Source organism: Paenibacillus sp. YYML68, from assembly GCF_027923405.1.
GTDB lineage: Bacteria > Bacillota > Bacilli > Paenibacillales > NBRC-103111 > Paenibacillus_G.
Genome location: NZ_BQYI01000001.1, coordinates 2,740,292 through 2,765,422, shown reverse-complemented (window position 1 = coordinate 2,765,422; position 25,131 = coordinate 2,740,292). Strand labels below are relative to the sequence as shown.

Genomic DNA, 25,131 nt, shown 5'->3' with positions numbered 1-25,131 from the left:
CTCTTGACAGGATTGGTTACAACTACGGGTACGCAAAAATAGACAGATGGATCACAAGGATTCGCCGGTTCATCAGACGTACACCTCTCCTTTCCTCGAAGGCTGTTCGGTGCATAATGTAGGTAGGTCTCCTGGCTCACGGATCAGCGCTGCTCGTCGTCTTCCCCGGCCTAAGCCGAGTGACCTTGCTGACGATAGCTCCCCGTATACAGTGGCGGGACCGCTCGGGATTTGCACCCGATTCCCTGTTACCCTTTGCTCAAGGCAAAGGCACCTTCATTATGTGAATATGCAGTTGTGCACGAGCATCCTTATATATTTCGCGGTCTCGTAAGAAAATCCTTCCGGTTCAAAAATAATAGTTGCAGCAGGCAGAATGTACATGGGGAGCCTGTCCTGACAAGCTCCTCATGTAAATCCGCAGTCTGCTTGTTCGCATACATGTCGAGTTGTCCGAATAGTCTAAAGTAAGCTCATAGATATGGAGATGTTCATGACATGCGAGAACAGGAAACGTCCTTTATCCGCGGAACCGTCGTGTTGACGGCTGCGGCGCTCGTCACACGGATTCTCGGCTTCTTTGGCAGCATTCTGCTTGCTCGGTACTTAGGTCCAGAAGGGATCGGCCTGCTCATGATGGCGCATCCGCTCGTGCCGATGCTGATTACATTGACGAGTCTCGGTCTGCCTGTTGCGATCTCCAAGCTCGTTGCCGAGGCGGAGGCGCTCGGTGATACGGCGAAGGTAAGACGTATCGTACAAGTGTCGCTCATGATGACGATCTCGATCAGCATCGTGCTGACGCTCGGCGTCTTCATCGGGGCGAAGCCGATTGCAGCACTCATACTGGCCGACCAACGTGCCTACTATGCGATGCTGGCCATCGTCCCGATTGCCCCGATCGTAGCGGTATCGGCTGTGCTGAAGGGATATTTTCGCGGGAAGCAAAATATGAAGCCGCTCGCCGTCTCCGACGTTATCGAAAATACGGTGCAGATCGGTCTCATTGCAGCTCTGGTTCAGGTGCTGCTACCTTATGGGATCGAATATGCGGCGGCTGGAGCGATGCTGTGCACTGTACTCGGAGAGTGCTCGGGTCTAGCCTACTTGTCCTTGATGTACACCTTGCATCGACGCAAATCGGCACACAAGCGCCAGTCCCCAGCATTGTCTGCACAACTGCGCGACACACAATCGCAGCATGAGACAGACCTTGCACCCTCATCGTTTCGGGAGAAGAAGCGGACGTTGCTTGAGCTGCTGCAGATCGGCCTACCGTTCACTGGGCAAGGGTTCATTGACTCGATCTACCGGGCGATTAAGCCCGCCCTTATTATTAAGAGTCTGGCCATCGCAGGTATTGGCACGGCTGTCGCGACGAAGCAGTATGGTCTGCTCGTCGGCTACGCGTTCCCGCTGCTCGTCTTCCCGACATTCATCATGCACTCGCTGTCAACAGCGCTGATCCCATCGATCAGTGAGGCTAGTGCGGGCAACAATCCGAAGCTTATCCATGAGCGGATGGAGCAAGCGATACGTCTAGCCTTCATGATCGGTGCTCCTTGCACGTTGACACTGTACCTGTGGGCAGAGCCACTTACGATCGTTGTATACAACGAGCCAGAGGCAGGCCGCCTGTTGAAGCTGCTTGCGCCCTTTTTTCTGCTTCACTACTTCGAGGCGCCCTTGCATGCTATATTGCTCGGCATCGGACGCGTCAGGACGGTGATGTGGAATTTCATTATGAGTACGCTGCTGCAGTCGATAGCTATGTTTATATTCGGCTCGGAGTGGGGGATCTATGGGGTAGCTGCGGGCATTAATTTCGGCTTGTGCCTGATACTGCTGCTGAATTTCATTGCACTTGCCAAGCAGATTGGCTTCGCGATCGAGCTGCGTCCGTATGCGAAGATGTCGCTTAGCTTGCTATTCATGGGCATATGCGGACAAGGTGCCTATGCATTCCTGCAGAATGAAGGCTACGCGCTGCAGTGGGCGCTTATCGTGTCGGTTACCGTTGCCTTCCTCATCTACGCGATGTCGCTTACCGCAACCAGACTATTAACAAGAAGCTTCGGAAGAGACTTGTAGTTGAACAAGATAGAACCACACCTAATGCTCCAACAGATTCCTTACTACAAGTCAGACAGGAAGCTTCAAGTCTAACTGTCTTATAGAAGGAGATGTCTGGATATACGGTGTGGTTCTTGTGTAGTTGGAGGTGTATGTAGCGGTGAGGATATTACGACCCGGACATTGCCTTCTCCGTGTAGATCTGGAACGTAATACCGAACTTGTCTACAACGATGGCATATGCCGGGCTGAAGAATGTCTCTTGTAAAGGCATGCTGACTTGTCCGCCTTCCTTCAGCGCGTTGAAGATGTGCTCCGCCTTCTCCTTGCTGTCAATCGAGATACACAACGTAACTTGGTTGCCGCTCTGATGAGGTTGTCCAGGGAACGAATCGGAGAACATCACATCGGTTTCACCGAACTTCACCGTAGCGTGAGATACGAGTGACTTCGCTTCTTCAGGAAGTGGGAACTCCGGATTCTCGGGCATCTCGCCGAACGTCTGCTTGTACTCCAGCTTACCTCCGAGTGCTTCTTGGTAAAACTCGATTGCCTCGTTCGCATTGCCCGCCATAACAAAATACGGGATCAACTTCATGGTCATTCTCCTCAATCTCCTTCGTCATTATAGATTCGATTACTGACATATTCGGGATCAGCGCAATAGAGATAGCTGATATTACCTAATATGGGCAACAAGTTGATTATACATTCAAGAACATATGTTTGCAAGTAAATAATTCCATATATGTACCTTGTCCAATCGCCGTTAACTTTATGAATCACACTCATATTTTAATAGCATACCAAGGAGAGAGGAGGCTGAAGCATGCCCTTCACAACAGGACTGGTCACGAATACGCGAGATTTCGGCACAGCTGCTACGAACATCGTCATTAACGCACGCAACATCAGCAGCGTGAACGCCGCGACTGTGCTCGTGCAAATTTTCGGCTCGACCGATTCCAGCGCACTCGTCCCGCTCTATCAGACTGCTTATCCGATAGCCCCGAATTCGTTTCATATTCGTGAATTTTTCATCGCTGGCAATGTGTCGTACGAGGTGCAGCTGAATGTTAGCGGAACGACGCCGCAGAACGTCATTATGTCGATCTATGGATTGGACGAGTTCGGCAACCTGGTAACGGACCAGCGGTTTGCCCAGAGTGAGCTGACTCAGGTGCAGACGCTGTCTCCGATCTAGTTGTCTTGATTGCAGACACCTAACTGCACAGCACCCTCGGAATACATTCATACCAGGCTTCACCTTGCCCTCTGCGCGCGTCTTCAGACAAAGGCGGAGGGCAGCCTTATGTGAAGCGGGGCATACGTACAGTCAGATCAGTCCTTTCAACATATGTATATATACATAGATATATGGGTTACTTGTCCATGAGGCGTATTCACATCGTAAGGAGGGAGAGCATTGCCGGATGTAGGGATTGTCATGCCCGTCTATACGCAAAAGCCGGAGTTTCTGGCCGCCGCGCTTCAATCCATATTGAATCAAACGTACGACAACTACGTGCTCATTATTGTCATCGATGGAGATGCCAACATGCATAAGCTGTGTCAGGCTATCGTCCGAGATGATCCGCGTGTTCAATACGTCTTGAATGAAACGAATCAAGGCGTCGCCAAGGCGCTGAACCGCGGCTTCGATGTCCTGTATCGGAACAGATCCATTGAATACTTGACATGGATATCCAGCGACAATCTGTACTCCCCGTATTTCATCGAGGTGCTTCGGCGAGCGCTGCATACAAGCGCTGTGCAAGTCGGACTCGTGTACAGCTCCTTCCGCACCATTGACCAGCAAGGCACACTTGTCCACGGCGAGAAGGAGCTCGCTCTACAGCGTCACTACCAGAGCAGGTCGAAGGAGCATCTGCTCGACAGCTGCATCGTCGGAGTGTCCTTCATGTACCGCGCGCGTGATGCGAAGCAGATCGAAGGCTATGGTCTTGAGCCGGTGGAGGATTACGATTATTGGCTGCGTCTAACCGAGCACTGCGATACGAAATATGTGCCGATCGAGCTGATGGACTACCGTACGTGCTCGGAGCTGAGCATCTCGGCTACGCTGCAGAGCAAGGAGCGTCACCGGTATTGGCGATTCGCCTACCACACGGCCCGGTATCGGGCACGTTCGCGGCGTGGAATCCCGAGTGAGCTCACCATCGTATATGCCTTGGCTGAGGCCGATGAGAAGGCAGTAGCAAGACTGGAGAGCTTATATGAGCAGTCCTACAGCAATTATCAAGTTTTCTTCATCGATCTATCGGCTGACGGCTCCGCCACCGAGGTGCTCTCACAGATCGCACATCCGACCTTTGCTCCGATCAAGCGACCGGGCATGGCGAAGGATCTTGCTGTGTTGTCTTATATTGAAAAAGTGAGAACTCCCTATACGATGGTGCTCGGGCCAGAACCGTTCGGCTCTACGCTCGACCTGGAAGTGCTCTTGAACGAAATGAGCAAGGCACCGCCTCATCTGTCTGCTAATTATTACACGGACAACCGATTGGTAGGCTATCGCTCCGACTTCGTATACTACGACAGCTATGAGGATCAGCTGTTCCGAACGGAGAAGCTCGTTCAGCTGCTGCGCTTTCAACAGAAGGAGGGAGAGCGAGGGTCATGAAGCTCTTATTCACGTTCTACAATCCAAGCGGAGGTATGGAAACGCTCAATCGGACGCGCTGTGAGATCTTACAGCGGCATCAGATCGAATGTCATCTGCTCTATAAATACGAAGCGCTCGGCAAGCAAAACATCCGTAACATCCGTACCTTCGTCACCGATAGTAAAGCAGAAATCACAGCGCTCGTGAAGCGTGAGAACTATGACGCGATTATTATCTGTACCGACTACGGCTTGATGGATACCATTCGAGCGAGCGGCTACCAAGGCCCGATTATATACGAGGTGCAAGGTCTCGGTGATATGAAGACAGCTGAGCAAATATTGGAGCAGGCCACTGCTTCAATCCGCAACAATGCAAGCGCGCTACACTATCCGCGCACGCCGCATCTGATTCAACTGATGAAGCGTCGCTTCCCAGCCAAGCCGCACTTCTGCTTCGATAACCCGATGAATCTGGACAGCTTCGGCTATACACCTTATCCGGTAGATCGCGGACCTATAGTGGCGTGGATCGGACGTATTGAGGTGAACAAGAACTGGAGAGAGTTCATCGAGATCGGACAACGGCTGCTGAAGACGTATCCGGGCCTACAGCTATGGATGTTCGGGGATATGAACCAATATGAAGAGGACCAGCAGCAATTGTTCGACAAGCTGGTGAGCGAGTACAAGCTGGAGAACCGACTTATTCAGCATTCGAACGTTCCTCATGCGCTGATGGCAGATTACTTGTCCATCATTGGCGAGAGCGGGGGCTTCCTGTGCTCTACGTCCATCTATGAAGGTTTCGGCTATGCGGTAGCCGAGGCATTGCTGTGCCGGTGTCCGGTGCTGACGACCGATTCGGACGGAGTTCGTAACTTCATTATCGATAACGAAACAGGCTTGTATTACAAGCGCGGCGATCTGGATGAAGCTGCTATTCAAGCGTCAAGATTACTAATGAACGTAGAGCTTCGCGGTCGTCTGCGGATGGCTGGCGAACGTCTGATTAAGGAGCGGTTTACACCCCAAAAATTTCATGAAAGCTTCACCACTATGCTGAAAGCATTAGGCGTTAAAGCTTAAATGGCATTAATGATTAATAATGTGAACGAACGAAAATAAGCACGCTTGAAGTCAGCCTGCCGCTTGCAGGAGTGGATGAGCTTCAGGGTGCTTATTTATGCATATCATGTGATCACATTGCCAGAGTAACCGGCGAATATATCGAGCGATCCGTTACGTGTATCGGCCCATGCTCCAATGTAGCCGCCGGGTGGGACGCTGGCGATGTCAATGTAGTCACCGATTAACGCTACTGGCGTTGGACTGTTCCCGTTCGGATTGAAGGAGGTCGTCGTAATTCGCGTATTCCTGAACGTATTTCCTCCATTAATGGAGCGTGCGACGAATACGTCGAGGTGGAAGCCGTCTACCTGGTTGCTGTAGTAGATGATGTTGACAACGCCTAGCAGTGGGTCCACATCGATCGCCGGGAAGAAGTTCTGTGAGCCCGCAGGCGCATTCGTGATGCTGACCGGCGGCGTCCAGTTCGAGCCGTTGTCGAACGATCTGGACATGAATATGTCCGAGTAGCCTTGCCGGAAGTCTTGCCAGACCGTGTAGACGGCGCCTCGATTCGGGCTCGCCGAGTTGTCAACGCTGATACTGGCGAAGGTCAGCACGCGGAAATTGTAGCCGGGAACCGGCAAGATCGTCGGAACGGGCACCACATTAGCTACAAGCACCGATTGCTCGAACGTTGCTCCGCCGTCTAATGAGCGTCTTACGAAGTACCGGGAGGTCGGACTTGTTGTGATCCAGGCGGCGTACACAGTCCCAACCAAGCTTACCGCCACATCCGGCCGTTCCACAGAGTCAGACTGCTCGGACAATCTGACCGGCACGTCAAATGTCAGTCCGCCATCCATCGATCGATTGAGGAAGGCGACCGAGTTACCACTGCTCGTAACGTTGAATTGGTGGTTATATGCGACATATACGTTGCCTAGATACGGACTGGCTTGACCGTTATCAACGGTGACAAGCGTCTCGTCGTTGTTGATGTAGATCCCGTAGCCCGACCCTACGATGAGCGGATCGCTGTAGGTAGTTCCGTTGTCGGTCGATTTGTAGATGACACACGTTCCGCTCTCCGCTCCTGGGAACACATGTGCGGTAATATAGAACGTGTTCGGGAACGAATACGCGACGTATGGTGCCTCGGCACCTGTGAACTGTGGTGGAATCGGCAATATTCTGCGATCCCAGTTGGCCCCGCCATCGAGTGATCGATATACACCGGTATGAGGTAAGTTACCGACGAATTCGACAGCCACACAGACCATGGTACTGGGAAGAAGCAGATTGACCGCAATAGCCGGCTCGAATTGCGCTTGCGGACCTACCGCTACCGGGAAGTTGAAGGTAGCCATGACACATCACACTCCCTTTCCATGACTATAGGGTGGGTTGCAGGTGATAACTCAGCTTATGTCGAACCAGCACGCAACGTATGAGACAACGGCCCTTATAAGTAAAATATAGGTCCTATATGGAGTCGGTAGTCAAGGATGGATAATTGTAGTAATATGAGGTAGTCTTTATCTTACACATATAGGAGTATTTACGATTATGCAGATTAATTCTCCAGCGTCGATCCGCCGTGTCGAGGAGGTCGACCTGCTGCGCGGCTTCGCCTTGCTCGGCATCTGTGTGGCCAATGTACCCGAAATGATCGGCAACGGCATTTCGTTCATTCCTTCTTATTCGGGTGTAGATGCTAGCATACGACTGGCCATCGACTTACTCGTGCAGACTAAGTTTTATACCTTGTTCTCATTCTTGTTCGGACTCAGCTTCTACTTGTTCATGCGCCGTGCGGAGGAGCGGGGAGCGACCGGGCACCGATCTATGGTGCGAAGGCTGCTTCTGCTGCTCGGAATCGGTCTCGCGCACTTGATCTTCATCTGGTATGGAGACGTCTTGCATCTGTATGCGATATGCGGCTTCGCCTTATTCTTATTCTATAAGCGAAGTCCCCGCACGATACTCGGCTTCGGAATCGGCTTGCTCGGATGGTCAATGCTCATCTACGTGCTCTTAAAGATACTAGCTCTGTTGCTGGACCCAGCTGAAATGATGAAGCCGTTATTCGATGCTGTTCCTAATCTAAGAGGTCGCCTGCAATTCATCATGGATTACACGGCCATTGAGCTCTTCATTCGCGCTCCTGAAATTATCGGCCTGATGCTGCTAGGCATCTATGCCGGGGTGCGAGGGTGGCTTGAGCCGGGGAAGCTGAGCACCAAGCTGCTGAGACGTTGGCAATGGGGCTCATTCGCAGTAACGGTATTGCTATCCATACCGATCGTACATAGCTGGTGGAGCTCGGCCAGCTACGCTCCGAATCTTCTGTCTCACTATACATACTTGTCTGGCAAATCGTTAGCGATCTTCTACGTGTGCACACTGCTGCTCATCTTCAGAAGGCTCGGCACCCGCCGATTCACAGCTCTGCAGTCGATGGGTCGGATGGCCTTCACAGTCTACCTCGGACAATCGATCGTTACGGTGCTGCTGCTTGCGGTCTGGCCTGCGATGAGCGAATGGACGTCGTTAGCTACGCTCGTATATTCGTGCTTACTGTTGACCATACAGCTGCTCTTAAGTGAGCTGTGGCTGAGACGATATACGATGGGGCCGCTGGAGTGGGTCTGGCGTGCCGGAACGTATGGGACGATACTGCCGCTGAAGCGCCGATTGATGGAAGGGAATGGTAGGTAAACCGTTCCTTCTTGGATAGAAAGCACCACAATTCTCCATATTACGTATAGGAACATATTCTCGTACATGGTGGAGAGGATGCTGTAATATGGAATGGAATTTCTTATACCGAATTGATCATCTCAATGAGCGGGGAGAAGAGCGCAACCTGAAGGGGCTTATATTCACGGAATCGGATGACAAGCCAACAGCAGCTCAGCTCCAGACCGCCTTACAAGAAGGCGGCTATCCGGTTCAGATCGAGGATGCAGACAATCTCGTCTTTCTCGATCCGAATCCGGACGATCCGATGCGCATCACCATTGTCAAATTCACGAATGAGGAGGAGCCGATCCGTGACGGAGCATTGATGAAGCTAGCGGAGCAGTTCCGGAAGTAACAGGATACTCAGACCATTCGCCTCTGTTCCAGAGACAGAGGCTTTTTCATTTTTACTACGTTACGTATGGAAACGTTTCACATGGAAAAAACTTCGTGTAAGTCAAGTGTGATTTTTTGTCGAAAAATAGAGGAATTTGACGATTTATATTGAATAGATGTTAAGAGCATGAAATATTCAGGTTGTCATCGTTACGATTATAGTTCCTACATACAGGAAAGGACTGATCCTATTGTTTTTTCGGAAGACGGCAAGACAAGCAAGCGAGAGGCATTCATCTTTAACATTACAACAGCAGGACTTGATGCGGCGCAATAAAGTCATTCTTTGGGCGGTAGGGGTCACTACAATGCTGTCGCTTCTCGCCATCTTCGGTCTACAAGATGATAGCAATTTACAAAGTACAGGTATATTAATAGTTGCCGGGACACTTGTCCTGCAATTCCTTACTATGATTTATTTGCACATGACTCGTAATGCCATTCATATCATTAAATACATCGCAATTGGCGGAAGCTTTGCGATCGGATTTATGCTTAACATGATTCAGCCTGACATTACCAACGTATTCTCGATCTTCTACATGCTAATTATGGCATCCATCTATATGGATCGTAGACTGACCCTCGGAGCCGTAGTCTTGGGGTCCTTCCAGTTCGTCTATCTGGTGTTCATTCGCGGGGCAGAAGCTGCCAACTACAACCCGAATAACGTCACGACATACTTGATCTACTTCATCTTAATTAGTGTTCTGATCATCTCGTTATCGAGCGTCTCCCGTCACATGATCCAAACAATGGAGGCGTCAAGGCTGCAGACCGAGGAATTGCTGAAGCAGCAGCAGGAGCAGAAGGAAACACTCGTCACGAACGTCAAGTTCATCACAGAGAACATGATTGCGATTTCTCGCGCCAGTGAGGAGAATATGCAGTCCTTCGGTGAAATGAACACTGCGTTCCATGAAATATCCAAGGGAGCCGCTGTACAAGTGGATTCCACAGTCTCTATCAGTGACTCCGTGCTCGGCATGAACGATATGATTCAACATATGTGGCAATCGGTACAGACGCTTGAAGGAAAATCCAAGGAAGCGTCTGACTTATCCGAATCTGGTAAGGGCAAAATGAGTTCGTTATCGAGCACAATCTCCGAGTTCCGTGTGGACATCGAGCGGATGTCTCATGAAATCGCAGAGCTGATCACGAACCTGGAGGAAACGAGCAAGTTCAGCGCGACCATTCATGAGATCGCGAACCAGACGAACCTGCTGTCGCTGAATGCGAGTATCGAAGCCGCCCGTGCAGGAGAGCAGGGGCGAGGCTTCGCGGTCGTAGCCGGTGAGATTCGCAAGCTGGCTGATCTAACCGCACAGGCGGCTTCGCAAATATCGGAGCAGCTGCAATCGTTCTCGGAGAAATCCGAGCAGACGCGCATCAACATGAACCGAGTCGCGAATCTGATGCAGAACAGTCATACCATTACAGAAGAGACGAAGGAAGCGTTCACCTCCATTAATGACTCCGTCGCACAGCTTCACGAGCTATCCGGCAGCTATGCCGAGGTCATGGGTAAGGTGACGGAATCGTCCGGCCAGATCTCGGATTCGACCTCGCATCTCGCGTCTGTCAGCGAGCAGGCGTCCGCTACGCTACAGCAGCTGTTAGCAACGTTGGAAACACTGCTGCAAAACAACCAGAACAGCCTGGGCAAAATTAAGCTGGCTGAAGTGGAGCTTAAGAAGGTTGTATCCTAGTCTCCAACCGAATATGTATCGCTTTGTGACCACCTTACCGCGGCTTGCGTAAGGTGGTTTTTTAGCAGCCATTAGGCGTGATCCTTCGGCGTAGATGGGAGGAATAGGTTCAAGCTGTAGTGTCGATTTGACATACGCATTAGTCATTGTTAATATGATACATATTAGTAGGAACTGATGTGATAGGACGGAGGATATTAAATGATGGAACAGCGAGACTGTGAAGTAAAGGCGAAGTTCATTCGAGGATTCAGTGACAAAACGAGACTGCACATATTGGAATGTCTGAAGGGCTCAGAAAAAACGGTATCTGAGCTTGTGGAGGCGCTGCAAGGAAATCAATCGAACATCTCGCAGCATCTGGCATGCTTGAAGGGCTGCGGCATCGTTGTAGGCAGACAGGAGGGCAAGTACATGTTCTACAGCTTGAGAAACGAGCAGATCGTTCAGCTGCTGGACATGATGGACGCTGTATTCACACAGGTCGAGGAGGAAGTAGCTGCCTGCGAGAGAAATTCGGAGCTGGATTGCTGCTCAAAGGGATAGGAGGGAGTCATGATGAGTTCGAATTGTCAAGATCAATGCTGCAGTGATAAGTCTAGGGAGAGCGACTCTGTCGTCACCGTCTTGACTCCCCATAGTCAGAAGTCGAGCACTGAGCGTACGTACTGTGTGGATGGCATGGATTGTGGCTCCTGTGCGGTAACGATTGAGAATCATCTGAAGGCACATGCTCGGGTGCAGACTGCGAGGGTCCACTTCTCATCAGGTAAGATGACCGTGGAGCATGATCTCACCGATGAGCAGCTGATCCATGAAGTTACGAAACTCGGCTTCCAGGCTGCTGTTCTCACGACTGGTAGTGGTGAAGCCCGTGAAGAGGGGAAGGGAGGGCTGAGATCGGATACACGCACAGTCGTTCTGTCGGGTCTGATGCTGCTACTCGGCGTTATGGGGTCATACATGGACGTTCCTTCAATAGTCATTACGGTTCTCTATGCATTGTCTATCATCGTGGGAGGGTATAAGCCAGCTAGAAGCGCCTATTATGCTGTGAGGAGCCGCTCCTTAGACATGAATGTGCTGATGACTACGGCTGCCCTTGGTGCGGCTGCGATCGGCGAGTGGCTGGAAGGCGCAACGGTCGTATGGCTCTTCGCCTTAGGGAACATGCTCCAGGCACGCTCCATGGAGAAGACACGACAGTCGATTCGCAGCTTACTCGAGCTAGCTCCCGCTGAGGCGAATGTGAAGCGTGGGAATCAGTTGATTCGCCTAGGTGTCAAGGACGTTGCTATCGGTGACATCATCGTCGTGAAGCCAGGAGAGAAGATTCCACTGGATGGTGAGGTTGTGGCCGGCGAATCTAGTGTGAATCAAGCACCAATTACGGGTGAATCCATTCCTGCTGATAAGCAGCCCGGAGATCTTGTGTATGCGGGAACAATCAATGTTCATGGCTCGCTTGAAGTGAAGGTTACGAAGTGGGTCCAGGATACGACCATTGCCAAGATCATTCATCTTGTGGAAGAAGCGCAAGAGCAGAAGGCACCGACCGAAGCTTTTATTGATCAATTTGCCAAAATATATACACCGATCGTATTCTTGCTTGCCCTAGCGGTCATGGTTGTTCCCCCCTTGCTCGGAGCCGGTGCTTGGAAGGAGTGGCTATACAAAGGATTAGAGCTGCTCGTCATCGCATGCCCGTGTGCGCTCGTCATTTCTACCCCTGTTGCGATCGTATCAGCTATAGGTCAGGCTGCGAAGAATGGTGTTCTGATCAAGGGTGGCACGTACCTGGAAATCGCAGGAAGCCTCTCGGCTATTGCCTTCGATAAGACTGGCACGTTGACTGAAGGGACGCCCTTCGTTACACAAGTTATCGTGAATGAATCGACAGAGGAGGAGCTTCTTACTATCGCGTATACATTGGAGGCGTATTCCACCCATCCCATAGCGAAAGCGATTGTCGATTATGCGACAACGAAGGGTCTCACACCGCAACCAGGGAAGCAGTTCCGCAATAGGGTCGGTCAAGGTGTCGAGGCGGTCATCGGGGAGATGGGGAGGCGATACTACGCTGGTAATGTGAGATTGTTTCGAGAGCTGCAGCACGAAGGCTTGGCAGTGATCGAAGACCGTGTACGGGCTCTGCAGCAGGAGGGGCAGACGATCGTCATCATCGGTACCGAGCAACATATACTAGGCGTCCTAGCTGTAGCTGACCGCGTCCGAGACACATCTGTGCAAGCGATTCAAGACCTTCAACGTGTCGGTATTGAGCAGCTCGTTATGCTAACCGGCGATACGGAGGGCTCAGCGAAGAAGGTAGCACTCGAGTCTGGCATCCACCATTTCTCGTCCGAGCTGCTACCGGAGCAGAAGGTGTCTGCCATCCAGCAGCTGCAAAAGAACGGTCATCGCGTAGCGATGGTGGGAGATGGCATAAATGATGCACCAGCACTTGCCACAGCTGACCTCGGGATTGCTATGGGTGGGGCTGGAACCGATACCGCGATGCAGACGGCGAATATGGTCCTGATGGCTGACAACCTGGTGAAGCTCGCCTATTCGATTAAGCTAAGCCGTCAAGCTATTCGCATTATTAAGCAAAATATTTGGTTCTCGTTGATCATTAAGGCTGCCGCTTTTATGCTGATATTTCCGGAGCTACTGACCTTGTGGATCGCCGTCCTTAGTGATACGGGTGCTGCCGTCCTTGTCATCTTGAATAGTATGCGATTGCTGCGGGTGAAGGCTTAGTCAGCGCAGCTTTCTGCAATATTTTGTAATAGAAAACACTATTGTTAAATATATACACATGGGGGAGGGACATTGGAGGAACAAACAACCTTATACCAAGGAACACTGTCATTTCAAAATTGTAAGGAGGCGACTTATGTACACGTTTTTTCGGAAAATTGCTTTTGTTATGATGACTGCTTTGCTACTAGGTACTACGTATCTGAGTAACGTTGCACTCGCATCAGGAGAGACACCTGGAAGCTATGTCAATTATTCATTGGGCACAGGAACGTATACGCAAGTAACATTCTCACAAAGACTTGAAACCGACCCGGGAAGAGCGAACATTTTTTGGGCACATCAGTTTGCGTTCAAAAACAACGATGTCGCATATACGGGTTTTCAAACGTTCAAGGATGGTGGGGGGATGTTCATCTTCTCCGCATGGAATGCTACAGGGGCAATACCTGGAGTTGAAGGTTCCTATTGTGTGAAATTCTCTGAGGACGGCACTGGCTACTCCTGCCGATATAACGTAAGGCCCATTCCTCATCACACCTACAAATTTGTTTTGTCGGATCGTGGGAATGGGTATTATGGTGTCAAGGTGTATAATATAACTATTGGAACGATATTTGACCTTGGACAGCTACAAGTAGGTACAGGTAACGCGATTAAAGGGAATATTTCATCATGGACCGAATACTTTGACTGGAACGATGCTAGCACACGCTGCACCGATTCCCCGTATTCCACGATGAAGGTAGAAGCACCTACAACGAATAATGGTACCGTCGAGGCTAAACTCATCAGCACCAATACAAGCACGACGTGCGCTTCTTACACGAAGCTGCATGTTACAGGAACTAGTGCTGTTCACGAGAACGGGATTGGTAATTCTTACGCGGGAAGACTCGTCAACGCGAATAGCGGTTTATGCGCAGATGTTCGTAACAATAGCAGTGCACCTGGAACTCCTGTAGACCAGTACACATGTCACACGAATAGCAATCAAGTGTTCGTCTTTGCGTCGGATGGCACGCTGCATACCCAGAATGGCTGTCTTGGAACATCCGGAGCCTCGACGGATAACGGAGCGAATGTCGAGCTGCAAGTTTGTAATAACAGCACGAATCAGCAGTGGAGTAAGCAATCAGATGGAACCATTCAACATAGCTCAGGGCGAGTATTAGATGTGCCTGGATTCTCAACCTCAACAGGAACAGGTCTAGTCATCTGGGATCACAACGGTGGCGCCAATCAGAAATGGTCATTCAATAAGTAATCAAGCTTCATTAAACGTACATGGTAATCTCACGCAGTGCCACATAACCCGTGATCCGTGCAGGCAGAGGATAGATAAGTTGCTTGCGGATTACGGGTTATGATATGTAAATTAGTTAATTGGACTCGAAGGACAGTACGAGACATGGGATATTAAACGACTATGACATTTGTACAAAATACGGGTTTTGTGAAAATGTTAGTCGGAGTATGCTGTCCATGTTAATGTTCAGCATTTTTCAATTTCCCCTTGACCCTCACACCAATGGTATCGTTTAGTATACATATTAGAACAGATTGGAGGTTGTCAAGATGCGAATCGGCGAGCTTTCGAGGCGAACAGGCTGCAGCGTTCGATCAATCCGATACTATGAGGAGCAAGGACTTCTTTCTCCAATCCGCGATACCAATGGATATAGAGAGTATTCCCCCTTTGCGGTGGAACAAGTAAGAACGATCCAATTTTACTTGAGTCTTGGCTTGACGACTGCGCAGATTGCCAGCTTCCTCCACTGTGTCTTGACGAATAAAGAAAGCTTCTGCAAGGAGGTGCTACCCGTCTATCAACAAAAGCTTGCGGAAATCGATCTACAGATCGCAACACTGCAAAGAATTAAAGTCAATCTGGAGGATCGGATTCAAGCCTATAAGCTTGAGACAAACACTGCCGCTCCACAGGCAGAATAATCGGTATTGGAGGAACTACGTTGAGTATAATCGATATTCATGAATCTACCTTACGGGAAGCTGTCATTCAGTCCGATATCGCTCTGGTCTATTTCGGTGCACCGTGGTGTCCACCATGTAAAGCAATGACACCCGTACTGTACACGTTGGATAAGGAGCATTCTGAGCACATTGCGATTCTGAAGGTCAACTGTGATGAGTCTCCTCAGTTGGCTAGTGAATATGGAATTATGTCTATGCCGACCGTCATCGTCTTTAATCAAGGAGAACCGGTCGACCGACTCGTCGGACTCCGACCCATACAAGTATATCGTCAAGCTATCGCTCGCTATCTCGCAATATGATAACATAATATTAATTATGTCAATATCTTTTGGAGAGCTCTCCTGAACCTCCATTCAGGAGAGCGTCTAACCTAGACTAATCCAACCTCGGAATATTCGGACTAATCCTCGCCTGAGCCTCCACGAGCTGCTTGTTCTCCACATGCGTATACACTTGAGTCGTCGAAATATCCGAATGTCCGAGTAACGCCTGCAGCGTTCGCAGGTCCGTGCCGCGGCGAAAGTGTGAGGTGGCAAACGTATGCCGTAGCTTATGACTGCTGATCTTCTTATGCTTCAGCTCCGGTCGCTTGCCCTTGACCTGCTTCACCGTACGCTCGACGACGCTCTGAATCGTACGTCTGCTGATGCGATGTCCCTTCTGAGAGACGAACAACGCGGTGGAGTCGGCTTCATCCTTAACCGTGAGACGCTCCGCAGCATACCTCCTTATAATAGAAGCAATATCTGCGTGCAGCGGTACCGTGCGCCACTTTCTCCCCTTCCCCATAAATTGCAGGTACGGCTCCGATCCATCGACGAAATGCTCGACATTCAGCGAATGGATCTCAAACACGCGCAGCCCCGCATAGCCCATTAAGAGGCACATCGTAAGATCGCGCAGCTTATGCCTTCCTGAGATGCTTTCATGAAAGCTGGCAAGTTCTTCTTCATTCAGATAGACGGGAACGACGTTCTTCTCGACCTTCGCCTTCTTGATGGTAAGCGTAGGGTTGACCTCCACTCGCTCGAACTCGATCAGTGCATTATAGAAGCAGCGTACCGCAGATAGCATTCGATTAATCGAACGGTCCCCTGCCCCGCGATCACGCACGATTTTCTGATACCTCATAATATCGACCTTCTTAATCTGATCCGCAGATCGACCGACGTACTCCAGTAAGCCCTTCACGTCACGTATGTAAGCATCTTTCGTATGAGTCGAGAACGATCGGCTCTGGATATAGATGAGAAAATCTTCAAGGTCCTGCTGAACAGTCGCATCTAGTGAATGATTCATCCATATGTTCCTTTCTGTGGGCACAAGGTTGGCACATAACAGCACATAATATAGATTATGTGCTGTTATTATACGATATAAATGCCTACTTAGTGTAGTACCAGAATAGTGACAGTTATTTAAGAACGACTAGAAGGTGCTTGCCAAGTTAAACAGCAAAGGATCATGATTCTTTGCGACAAGATTACGGGGAACGGTTCGGTTACCTTTAGGACGCTGCTTTCAAGATTACCAATGTGACGACAGAATGAAACTCGCCCAAATATAACAACAAGATTAATTTCACTCCGGAAAGGCGCTGTTCTGCACTTTCCGGAGTTCAGATCTCGGGACTAAAAATTAAATTCAATTAACGGACTATCAGATACGCCACTGCCCGACGGCTCTAGCTGTGACAGCTTGAGTTGCGGCTTATCAATGAGGACGGATAACAGCCATGTAAGGTCGCTAATCATTTCCTCTATAGTATTTCGTTCAAACAATTTCGTGTTGTACTCGAAACGGCATCCGATCTCTTCTCCCTGCTCGGCAGCATACAGGCAAAGATCGCTGCAAGCGATGTTATATGCCGCTGAATGGCGTCCGTGGGAAATGAATGACGGCCCGACTGGCGGTTCCAGTAGCTTCCTTTCATCGCTTTGCTGTACAAACATCGCTTGCATCGTCGGAATGCAGCTATCTTTCCGCACCAGGCCGAGCCTTTCCGCAAGCACTTCGAATGGATAATTCTGATTCGCGATAGCGTTCAGCATCGTTTCCTTCACTTCTTGCAAGTAGGCAGCAAATGTTTTGTCTTCCTCTGGAAAGCTTCGCAGCACCAGCGTATTATCGCCGCTTTCGACCTCTTTACCCTGATCCGATGACGGTTTTACTACAACAGGGCAGCCTACCCGAATGTCCGTTTGTCCGCTATTTTGGGAAAGCATAATCGAATATGCGGCAAGAAGAACCGTGAATAGGGTGCTGCCGCATTGGCCGGACAACAGCCCCAACCCCTCCGTTAATGCAGGATCGATCACAAATTCAACTGCGCCTCTCTCCCTCCCATAGTTAGGTGTAACAGGTCTTGGATAATCTGTTGGCAGATCCATTACAGGCCATTCTCCGGCCAATCTTTCCAGCCAGTAATTTTCTTGCTTTCTCCAAGAATAGTGATGAGGATGATTAAGATCCTCAATGCTGACAAGCGGATTGATTGCAATTCGCTTCAGAATTTGAATGAAATCATGGTTCAACTCTTCGATGTCTTCTTTGCTATAAACCAAAGCGTTGTAGTTGTATTCCAGAATTAACGAATCCGCCAGCGAAATGGTAAGCAAAAAATTATAGTTGACTTCCTCATTAAAGTTTACATTCACGAATTTAAGTTCGGACAATTCACTTCTTGTTTCATCCAATTGCGAAGGAGGAAAATTCAGAAAGTTGATGATATGGCTGATTAGTTTATGCTTAAGAACGCTTTTTGCCTGAATTTCATACAGCGGGTACGTTTCGTATTCCTTCGATGCCAGTGCGAACTCCTGCATTCGTTTCATGACGCCACTGAACGGCTCCTCCCCATCGCAGATAATACGAACGGGAATCGTATTGATAAACAACCCGATCATCTTATCGAACCCTTTGACTTGCGCCGATCTTCCGGACACGACGCAACCGAAGACGACATCCTGACGATAGTTATTATTTTGCAGCAGTACTCCCCAAGCGGTTTGGATCAATGAATGGATGGTCACTTGATGCTGTTTGGCTGCGAGGTGTAGACTTTCGTTCACATCTGTTTCCAGCACGGAGGTCAGCTTTTCGGCCGAATACCCCTCCCCTATCGATAGTTGCTTTGTCTTCGTCAGCACCGTCGCAGAATCACAGCCTCTCAGATACTCGGTCCAATACGCAGCGGCAGCGCTGACGTCCTGGCGTCCCAGCCAAGTCATGTATTCGCTGTAAGGTGTTACCGGATACAACACAGGCTGCTGACCTCTGACAAGCGCGCTATAGCTGTCAAACACTTCGTTCGTCACGAGGGCGATGCACCAGCCGTCCATGATCATATGGTGGAAGCTCCAAATGAAGCGATACTCACGATCTCCCGTCTGCAGAATCGATACTCGCATCAAGGAATCCCGGTACAAGTCAAAACTTCGCGTTTTGTCCTTTTGCCTGTATTGTTCCGCGTAGGCCATTTGATCCGTACGGCTCCGATTCCGCAAGTCCTCGTAGTAAAGCTCGCAAGATTTACTTTTGAATACGACCTGTAAATGCTCGCCTTTCCAACCGTGATACAGGTTTGTCCGCAAAGCCTGGTGACGCTGAACCATCAAATTCAAGCTCTCATGAAAAAGCTCGACGTCCAGATTGCCTAGAAGATCAAAGGTAGCTTGTTGAAAGTAGGCCGAAGACTCAGGGTTCAGCAAACTATGGAACAACATTCCCTTCTGCATGGGCGTCATGTCGAAAACATTCTCAATCTCACCGACGGAAGAGGTAGACGCTGCAAGCTGCTGCAGATCATCTAGACTTAATCCCTTAAACAGAACGTCGCTCGGCGTCAGCACCGCTCGTTTCTGAGCCATGCAATGCGAAACGACTTGCCGCAAGCCCGATCTGATCCGTTCGGCCAATTGCTCCATCGTGCTTTGGCTGTACGCCTTGCCGTTATATTCCACCGTCAGGTTCAGTACGCCGCCGGAGATGAAGCTATTCACACCGATGAGATGCCTCAATCTCGTTCTTTCGCTTATGTTTTCGCCGCTGGACAACGGAGACCGCTTCATCAGACCGTTGATCTCCATATCCAATTGACCGAAATAATTAAAGATCAATTCCGGCTCAGACTCGAGCCTAAGCTTATCTTTCTGTTTGGACAAATATCTTAGAAGCCCGTAACCGATTCCATCATGCGGAATTTGGCGCCGGCTTTCTTTCACGTTAATAATACGCTGCGGCATCGACATCTCTGCCCCGGTTTGAAGCAAAAACGGATACAAACTTGTAAACCAACCCACTGTGAGCGAAACGTCCAGATCGGGATGAATCGGCGGTCGACCATGACCTTCCATACCGATGAGCACTTCCTTCATACCCGTCCACTCGTGAACGGCCATGCCCAGCGCAGCGAGCAGCAAATCGGGCAAATCTGTGTTGTAAGCGCGATGCGCCTGTTTTTGCAGAGCTTCGGTTTCCTCTTCCGATAATAATACCGTCACTGTCCGGCTCTCCCCAACAATCATCCCGGTCGCTTCAGGATGATCTTTGGGCAGCGATTTCACTTCGGTTTGTTCGATTTGCTGCCAATATGCCACTTCTTTCTCCATTACCGGTCCATTTGAATATTGAAGCAATTCATTGGTCCAGCTGAGAAATGAATTGGATTTGCCAGGTAGGAGGATGGGGCGACTTTGAATCGCCTGTTCGTAAGCCATCGTGAAATGAGCAACCAGAATGCTCCAAGACGTTCCGTCCACAACCAGATGATGGATACAGAATAACAAATGATCGCCGTCCGGACAGCGGAACAGGCCTGATTTCAACAAGGGGCCGTCGGATAAGCTGATGCTGCGCTGTATTTCGTTCGCCTTCGCTTGGACTGCTGATTCCATATTCTCTTCGGCTGTGAAATCATAAATTTGCAGGCTGAACAGCTCACCCGCTTCTTCCGTACTGCGATTATGCAAGAACAACCCATTCCCGGTTTGGCGCATGACGATCCGCAAAGCGTCATGATGCTCTGCGAGTTTGCCGAGCGCGAGACGAACTGCCGACGCATCAAAGCCTTGCGCTCTGTGAAACATGACGGTCTGGTTAAAATGATGCGGCTCTGTCAAGCCGAGCTCAAAAAACCAGTGCTGAATGGGCGTAAGCCCAACCTCCCCTGTCACTTCTCCTTGCTCCGCGATGCGGCTGACCGTTTGAACAAACGGGCTTAACGATGCGATGGACGGATATTGAAACAAGTCCTTCATCTCTACCTTGTATCCGGTATGGATAAGTCTTGAGAACAGCTGGATCGCCTTGATCGAGTCTCCTCCCAAATCAAAAAAGCTGTCGTGAATCCCGATCGTCCGGACACCGAGAACTTCCTGCCAGATAGAAACGAACTCCCGCTCAGTATCTGAGCGCGGCCCGGCATAAGGTGTTTCGAGGCGTCGGCTGGCGGTCGGCTTAGGCAACGCCTTGCGGTTGATTTTTCCATTGGAAGTAAGTGGCATATGCTCCAATTGGACGAAGGCGGCCGGCACCATATAGCTGGGCAGCACCCAGGACAGCGCGGCTTTCAGCTTATCTGAAGACAGCTTTCGGTCTGCCACGAAATAAGCGTACAGCTGCAGGCCCCCTGACGCATCTTCAAGGGCGACGACCGCTGCCCCAGTAACCGACTCCAGATTCAGCAGCTGCGACTCAATCTCGCCCAGCTCAATCCGGTACCCCCTTACTTTCACCTGATGGTCGATTCGCCCCAACAACTCGACGCTGCCATCGGGCAGCCATTTTGCCAAATCGCCTGTACGATACATCCTACCGCCGGGAATAAACGGATTGTCAACGAATTTCTCCGCGTTCTGCTCCGGTAGGTTCAAGTAGCCTCTTGCCACTTGTACTCCGGCAATGCACAGCTCGCCCGCTACCCCGACCGGCTGTAGTTGAGTCGTGCCCTCTTTCAATATATAAAGCTGTGTATTACTCGCGGGTTTGCCTATTGGAACACTCGTATAAGACACGCCGGGCTTACATTCGAAGTGTGACACCTCCACGGCCGCCTCCGTCGGTCCGTATAAATTGACAAGGCGAGCTCCGTTCGCCGCAGCGATCGTTGTGTAGAACCGATCCACGTGTCGAGGCTGCAGCGGCTCTCCGGTAGCAAACACTTGACGCAGCGACGCCAGCTTCTTCGCGAGACTGGACGCAGGGAAATGTTCGGTGTAATTCAGGAATGCTTGCAGCATGGAGGGTACAAAATGGATCGTCGTGATTCTTTCCCTGGCGATCGTCTCCAAAATCTGCTCGGGATTTTTCTCTCCGTCAACGGACAACAAGCACAGTTTTGAACCGGCCATCGTCCACCAAAACAATTCCCACACCGAAATGTCGAACGTATAAGTCGTCTTTTGCAAAATCGTATCCGTCTCATCGATGGGATAATAATCCTGCATCCATAGTAACCGGTTGACGATGGAGCGATGCTCGGTCATAACCCCCTTCGGTTTGCCTGTAGAGCCTGACGTATACATCACATATGCCAAATCTTCCGGTCGCGAAACAAGCTCCAAATTGGCGACTTCCTCCGCATACTCCCTTTCATCGTTCAAATTGACGATCTGGCAAGGAAACGCCAGACGTTCCTCGAACCGTTCTTGTACAAGCGCGAGCCTTGCTCCGCTGTCCTCCAGTATATATCGGAGGCGTTCATCCGGATAATGCGGATCAACCGGTATGTAGGCTCCTCCTGCTTTCAGGATGGCGTAGATGCCCGTCACCATTTCAAACGAGCGCTCCGCTATAACCGCAACGACTTCGCCCGGAGCGACCCCTTTGGCCCGGAGCGACCGGGCAAGACGATTGGCCCGCTCATTGATTTCCCGATACGTCAGCTCAGCCTCGTCAAAGATGATCGCCGTTCGCTCAGGCGTTCGGGCCGCCTGCTCCTCAAGCCATTGATGTAGACATTGAATGGTCGAATCGTAAGCTTTGTCCGTGTCATTCCACTCGATAACGATTTGCCTGTATTCCGCCTCGGTTAACATCGCCAGCTCGGCCAACGTTTGCTCAGGATTATCCGCGATGCTGCCAAGCAGCTCATTCCAATGCTCCGCCATGCGCTCAAACGTTTCCCGGCGGAACAAATCCGGCGGATACTCAAGAAAGCCGCTCAAGCCCGTCGGCGATTCCATGACTCCGATCGTAATATCATACTTGGCTGTTTCACCGTCGATCTCTTCCTGCTCCACCTCTAGCCCCGCCACGATCGATTGGCCTGATTTATGTTGCGGCGTATCCACATACACGAACACGGCTTGCACAAGCGGATTGCGGCTCGGATCATTCGGAATACGTAGCTCGTCCAGCAGCAATCCGACAGGCAGCTCCTGATGATTGTAGACCTCCTTCGACGTCTCCCGTACTTGACGAAGCAGCTCCATGGCCGTCATGTCCCCGGACATGTTGGCGCGAAGCGTCCCCATAGTTAAAAAATACCCCATCACCCTCTCCATCTCGGGCAAATAGCGATTGGCAATCGGGGTTCCGACCAAGACATCAGCTTGTCCCGTATAGCGGTATAGCAGGATATAAAATGCGGTCAAAATCACCATAAAGTTGGTCGCCTTCTCTTGCTGCCCAATCGCCTTCAATCGGTCGAACACTTCATTTGGTGTATGAATGAAAACACGTGCCCCTTGATAGCTCATGACGGGAGGTCTCGGAAAGTCAGTCTGAAGATCCAAAATGTACGAGCTGTCCTTCAACTGCTCTTTCCAGAATTGGAGCAGCCTCTCCTTCTTCTCTCCTTGCAAATCTCTCCGCTGCCATTCCGCATAATCCGCATATTGAATCGGCGGCTCGGGGAGGCTTACTCGTTCCCCTGACACAATAGCCGAATAATGGGCGGCCAATTCCTCGAAAAATATGGAAAGCGTAATTAGATCGTTCACAATATGGTGAACCGTCAATACGAACCTTGCTTCCGTATCCGATAAGTAGAACAGCTTGAAGCGAACAAGCGGTCCTTTTTGCAAATCAAACAAACGCTGCACTTCTTCCCGCATCAGCTTCTGTACGACCGATTCCTTAAGATGGTCCGGCGTCGGCCGCAAGTCCTCCGTAGGAACAGATATGCTCACTTCCGGAAGAACATACTGCAGCGGCTCCACAGCATCGAAGACTGTCCGCCATCCTTCGTGCCTGGCGAGGATCGCATTGATCGCCTGCACCAACGCTTCGTAATGGACTTCCCCCTTCATCCGCGCCACGCCGTAAACATTATAGGTATACGACTCCGGATGAAGCTGATGGAAAAACCATAACCGCTCCTGATCAAACGACAGCGGACTTGGTCCCGAATGATTCCGTCTTGGAATCGTCGTTCCTGTCATGCTGCTCAAGATGGAATCCATCTGATTAGCCTTCAGTTTTTTTTCGAGCAAGGCTCGCTGATCGGGGGTTAATGCTTGGATTCGGTCCGCTAAACTTTTCATATCTTCAGCTCCTTCGTTCGGGCAATTGTTTGCCGCAGCTCGGATAAGTGGCGCATCGTAGTCATCACGGTATGTTGATCTACGCCAAAATCCATTAAACAGGCAATTTCCTGCACATCGATATCTCTGTACGTTTGCAGCAGCTTATAGCACTTTTCCTTCGTGCCGAAGAGAGCGCTGAATTCAAAATAAGCTTCGAACGCTTTCGAGACGATGACGTCCAGATCCGCAGCAGTCATCGCATCATATGATTCCGAAAAGTTCTTTTGCTGGCGGATAAACGTCTTCAAATATTCCTTTAACGGCTGCTCCACCATCCGCCGCACTTCCTCGTTGCTATCGCCAAGGCAAGTATGCAGCATAACCGCCACTTTACGCGAGCCGGGATCATATCCGTTTGCGGCGAGCATCTCACGGTATCGTGAAATTTTTTCCTCCAGCTGCCCGAAGCTGTTTCCGATGATGCCCGTCAAAATGTTTGCTCCGATTTCAGCCGCATGCCGATAAGACTCCTCGCTTCCGTTCGTGGCGATCCATACCGTCAATTGTTTCTGAATCGGGCGGGGCAGCGTTCGAATCTCCCGGACAGTTCCGAACATGTCCGTGAACGGAACGGCATCTCCTCGCCATAAAGCTTGTACCGTTTCTATTGAGCGGAACATTTCAGCTTTGCGACTCTCATAGTAGTCCGGCGATTGGACAGGAGCAAGCAAAAAATCAGCCGGGTGCCAGCCAGTCGCAAAGGAGACCGATACGCGCCCATTGGACAAATTGTCCACAACCGACCATTCCTCCGTAAATCTTATCGGATGATGGAGCGGAAGCACCACGCTGCCCGCTCTCACTTCGATCGTCTCAGTTACGGCAGCCAGAGCGGCGCTCAGGACGGAAGGATTCGGGTAAAGTCCCCCGAAATCCTCGAAATGCCGCTCCGGCGTCCATACAGCCGGGAATCCATGCCGATCTGCAAACTTCACGCATTCCATCAGCATGCCGTATTTGTTCAATTCCATCGTCGAACCGTCTCCGGAGAAAAAGAACAGGCTAAAATCCATCGTTCCATCTTCTCGTCGGCGCTTCGGGGTAAAAGGAGTTGTTTTATCTGCCGCTCGTGACGCAGAACCGATAGCCTGCTGCATATTGCCCTGGGCCAAAATCGTTTCTGGCTTCATTCCCTGACTCTTCATGCGTTGCTCCAATAGCTTTCGCTGCTCGGGGGACAAGGCGGACAACCTTTGCTGCAGTTTATTCATTTCGAGACACCC

17 protein-coding genes and 1 riboswitch are annotated in these 25,131 nt (G+C 50.4%); of the genes, 12 read left to right on the top strand and 5 right to left on the bottom strand.

All coding sequences use genetic code 11. From position 1 onward, the window contains the following. Nucleotides 1-104: 104 nt before the first annotated feature. Nucleotides 105-293: riboswitch (cobalamin riboswitch) on the bottom strand. 205 nt (nucleotides 294-498) lie between these two features. Then, nucleotides 499-2,091, top strand: a complete 1,593-nt coding sequence (gene spoVB / locus PAE68_RS12670; RefSeq protein WP_281887462.1) for a stage V sporulation protein B — start codon at nucleotides 499-501, stop codon at nucleotides 2,089-2,091. 151 nt (nucleotides 2,092-2,242) lie between these two features. Here the strand turns inward: spoVB and PAE68_RS12665 are convergent, their stop codons facing one another. Continuing rightward, nucleotides 2,243-2,677, bottom strand: coding sequence for a VOC family protein (locus PAE68_RS12665; RefSeq protein WP_281887461.1), 435 nt, complete (start codon nucleotides 2,675-2,677; stop codon nucleotides 2,243-2,245). Between the two features lie 225 nt (nucleotides 2,678-2,902). Here PAE68_RS12665 and PAE68_RS12660 point away from each other — a divergent pair, with 225 nt between their 5' ends. The 3 genes from PAE68_RS12660 (at nucleotide 2,903) to PAE68_RS12650 (ending at nucleotide 5,787) form a co-directional block, all read left to right on the top strand. Then, nucleotides 2,903-3,277, top strand: a complete 375-nt coding sequence (locus tag PAE68_RS12660) for a hypothetical protein (RefSeq protein ID WP_281887460.1) — start codon at nucleotides 2,903-2,905, stop codon at nucleotides 3,275-3,277. Between the two features lie 222 nt (nucleotides 3,278-3,499). Further along, nucleotides 3,500-4,717 carry a glycosyltransferase family 2 protein gene (locus tag PAE68_RS12655; protein ID WP_281887459.1) on the top strand — a complete coding sequence of 406 codons (1,218 nt, stop codon included), beginning with the start codon at nucleotides 3,500-3,502 and terminating at the stop codon, nucleotides 4,715-4,717. Continuing rightward, nucleotides 4,714-5,787 (top strand): glycosyltransferase family 4 protein, encoded by a 1,074-nt coding sequence (locus tag PAE68_RS12650; RefSeq protein WP_281887458.1) that lies wholly within the window; start codon nucleotides 4,714-4,716, stop codon nucleotides 5,785-5,787. The genes PAE68_RS12655 and PAE68_RS12650 overlap by 4 nt, the downstream gene beginning before the upstream one ends. 104 nt (nucleotides 5,788-5,891) lie before the next feature. Here PAE68_RS12650 and PAE68_RS12645 read toward each other — a convergent pair whose 3' ends face one another. Beyond that, nucleotides 5,892-7,136, bottom strand: a complete 1,245-nt coding sequence (locus PAE68_RS12645) for a sialidase family protein (RefSeq protein ID WP_281887457.1) — start codon at nucleotides 7,134-7,136, stop codon at nucleotides 5,892-5,894. 199 nt (nucleotides 7,137-7,335) lie between these two features. Here PAE68_RS12645 and PAE68_RS12640 point away from each other — a divergent pair, with 199 nt between their 5' ends. From PAE68_RS12640 to PAE68_RS12605, 8 genes are all read left to right on the top strand, one after another. Further along, nucleotides 7,336-8,487: a DUF418 domain-containing protein gene (locus tag PAE68_RS12640; protein ID WP_281887456.1), complete on the top strand. Its 1,152-nt coding sequence runs from the start codon at nucleotides 7,336-7,338 to the stop codon at nucleotides 8,485-8,487. An 88-nt stretch (nucleotides 8,488-8,575) separates the two neighbouring features. Beyond that, nucleotides 8,576-8,866, top strand: a complete 291-nt coding sequence (locus tag PAE68_RS12635; RefSeq protein ID WP_281887455.1) for a hypothetical protein — start codon at nucleotides 8,576-8,578, stop codon at nucleotides 8,864-8,866. A gap of 541 nt (nucleotides 8,867-9,407) precedes the next feature. Further along, complete coding sequence (locus PAE68_RS12630) at nucleotides 9,408-10,619, top strand: methyl-accepting chemotaxis protein (protein ID WP_281887454.1); 1,212 nt, start codon at nucleotides 9,408-9,410, stop codon at nucleotides 10,617-10,619. A gap of 201 nt (nucleotides 10,620-10,820) precedes the next feature. After that, the gene (locus tag PAE68_RS12625) at nucleotides 10,821-11,165 is read left to right on the top strand and encodes an ArsR/SmtB family transcription factor (protein WP_397378698.1); all 345 of its coding nucleotides are present in this window, start codon (nucleotides 10,821-10,823) and stop codon (nucleotides 11,163-11,165) included. A 12-nt stretch (nucleotides 11,166-11,177) separates the two neighbouring features. Next, the gene (locus PAE68_RS12620) at nucleotides 11,178-13,382 is read left to right on the top strand and encodes a heavy metal translocating P-type ATPase (protein WP_281887453.1); all 2,205 of its coding nucleotides are present in this window, start codon (nucleotides 11,178-11,180) and stop codon (nucleotides 13,380-13,382) included. A 136-nt stretch (nucleotides 13,383-13,518) separates the two neighbouring features. Next, entirely contained in the window at nucleotides 13,519-14,649 is a 1,131-nt protein-coding gene (locus tag PAE68_RS12615; protein ID WP_281887452.1) for an RICIN domain-containing protein, read from the top strand. Between the two features lie 311 nt (nucleotides 14,650-14,960). Beyond that, the gene (locus PAE68_RS12610) at nucleotides 14,961-15,335 is read left to right on the top strand and encodes a MerR family transcriptional regulator (protein ID WP_281887451.1); all 375 of its coding nucleotides are present in this window, start codon (nucleotides 14,961-14,963) and stop codon (nucleotides 15,333-15,335) included. A gap of 20 nt (nucleotides 15,336-15,355) precedes the next feature. Beyond that, nucleotides 15,356-15,679, top strand: a complete 324-nt coding sequence (locus PAE68_RS12605) for a thioredoxin family protein (RefSeq protein ID WP_281887450.1) — start codon at nucleotides 15,356-15,358, stop codon at nucleotides 15,677-15,679. Nucleotides 15,680-15,755: 76 nt separating this feature from the next. Here PAE68_RS12605 and PAE68_RS12600 read toward each other — a convergent pair whose 3' ends face one another. The 3 genes from PAE68_RS12600 to PAE68_RS12590 all read right to left on the bottom strand — a co-directional run bounded on the left by PAE68_RS12600 (nucleotide 15,756) and on the right by PAE68_RS12590 (nucleotide 25,119). Next, nucleotides 15,756-16,679, bottom strand: coding sequence for a tyrosine-type recombinase/integrase (locus PAE68_RS12600; RefSeq protein ID WP_281887449.1), 924 nt, complete (start codon nucleotides 16,677-16,679; stop codon nucleotides 15,756-15,758). A gap of 332 nt (nucleotides 16,680-17,011) precedes the next feature. Next, nucleotides 17,012-23,866: a non-ribosomal peptide synthetase gene (locus PAE68_RS12595; protein WP_281887448.1), complete on the bottom strand. Its 6,855-nt coding sequence runs from the start codon at nucleotides 23,864-23,866 to the stop codon at nucleotides 17,012-17,014. Next, nucleotides 23,863-25,119, bottom strand: coding sequence for a MupA/Atu3671 family FMN-dependent luciferase-like monooxygenase (locus PAE68_RS12590; protein WP_281887447.1), 1,257 nt, complete (start codon nucleotides 25,117-25,119; stop codon nucleotides 23,863-23,865). The genes PAE68_RS12595 and PAE68_RS12590 overlap by 4 nt, the downstream gene beginning before the upstream one ends. Between the last annotated feature and the right edge of the window lie 12 nt (nucleotides 25,120-25,131).

Excerpts from the sequence above, each read along its gene's own strand:
- spoVB (WP_281887462.1), top strand. The coding sequence starts at position 499 with ATGCGAGAACAGGAAACGTCCTTTATCCGCGGAACCGTCGTGTTGACG.
- PAE68_RS12665 (WP_281887461.1), bottom strand. The coding sequence starts at position 2,677 with ATGACCATGAAGTTGATCCCGTATTTTGTTATGGCGGGCAATGCGAAC.
- PAE68_RS12615 (WP_281887452.1), top strand. The coding sequence starts at position 13,519 with ATGTACACGTTTTTTCGGAAAATTGCTTTTGTTATGATGACTGCTTTG.
- PAE68_RS12610 (WP_281887451.1), top strand. The coding sequence starts at position 14,961 with ATGCGAATCGGCGAGCTTTCGAGGCGAACAGGCTGCAGCGTTCGATCA.
- PAE68_RS12635 (WP_281887455.1), top strand. The coding sequence starts at position 8,576 with ATGGAATGGAATTTCTTATACCGAATTGATCATCTCAATGAGCGGGGA.
- PAE68_RS12660 (WP_281887460.1), top strand. The coding sequence starts at position 2,903 with ATGCCCTTCACAACAGGACTGGTCACGAATACGCGAGATTTCGGCACA.
- PAE68_RS12630 (WP_281887454.1), top strand. The coding sequence starts at position 9,408 with ATGATTCAGCCTGACATTACCAACGTATTCTCGATCTTCTACATGCTA.
- PAE68_RS12590 (WP_281887447.1), bottom strand. The coding sequence starts at position 25,119 with ATGAATAAACTGCAGCAAAGGTTGTCCGCCTTGTCCCCCGAGCAGCGA.
- PAE68_RS12640 (WP_281887456.1), top strand. The coding sequence starts at position 7,336 with ATGCAGATTAATTCTCCAGCGTCGATCCGCCGTGTCGAGGAGGTCGAC.
- PAE68_RS12645 (WP_281887457.1), bottom strand. The coding sequence starts at position 7,136 with ATGGCTACCTTCAACTTCCCGGTAGCGGTAGGTCCGCAAGCGCAATTC.
- PAE68_RS12625 (WP_397378698.1), top strand. The coding sequence starts at position 10,821 with ATGATGGAACAGCGAGACTGTGAAGTAAAGGCGAAGTTCATTCGAGGA.
- PAE68_RS12600 (WP_281887449.1), bottom strand. The coding sequence starts at position 16,679 with ATGAATCATTCACTAGATGCGACTGTTCAGCAGGACCTTGAAGATTTT.
- PAE68_RS12620 (WP_281887453.1), top strand. The coding sequence starts at position 11,178 with ATGAGTTCGAATTGTCAAGATCAATGCTGCAGTGATAAGTCTAGGGAG.
- PAE68_RS12650 (WP_281887458.1), top strand. The coding sequence starts at position 4,714 with ATGAAGCTCTTATTCACGTTCTACAATCCAAGCGGAGGTATGGAAACG.
- PAE68_RS12595 (WP_281887448.1), bottom strand. The coding sequence starts at position 23,866 with ATGAAAAGTTTAGCGGACCGAATCCAAGCATTAACCCCCGATCAGCGA.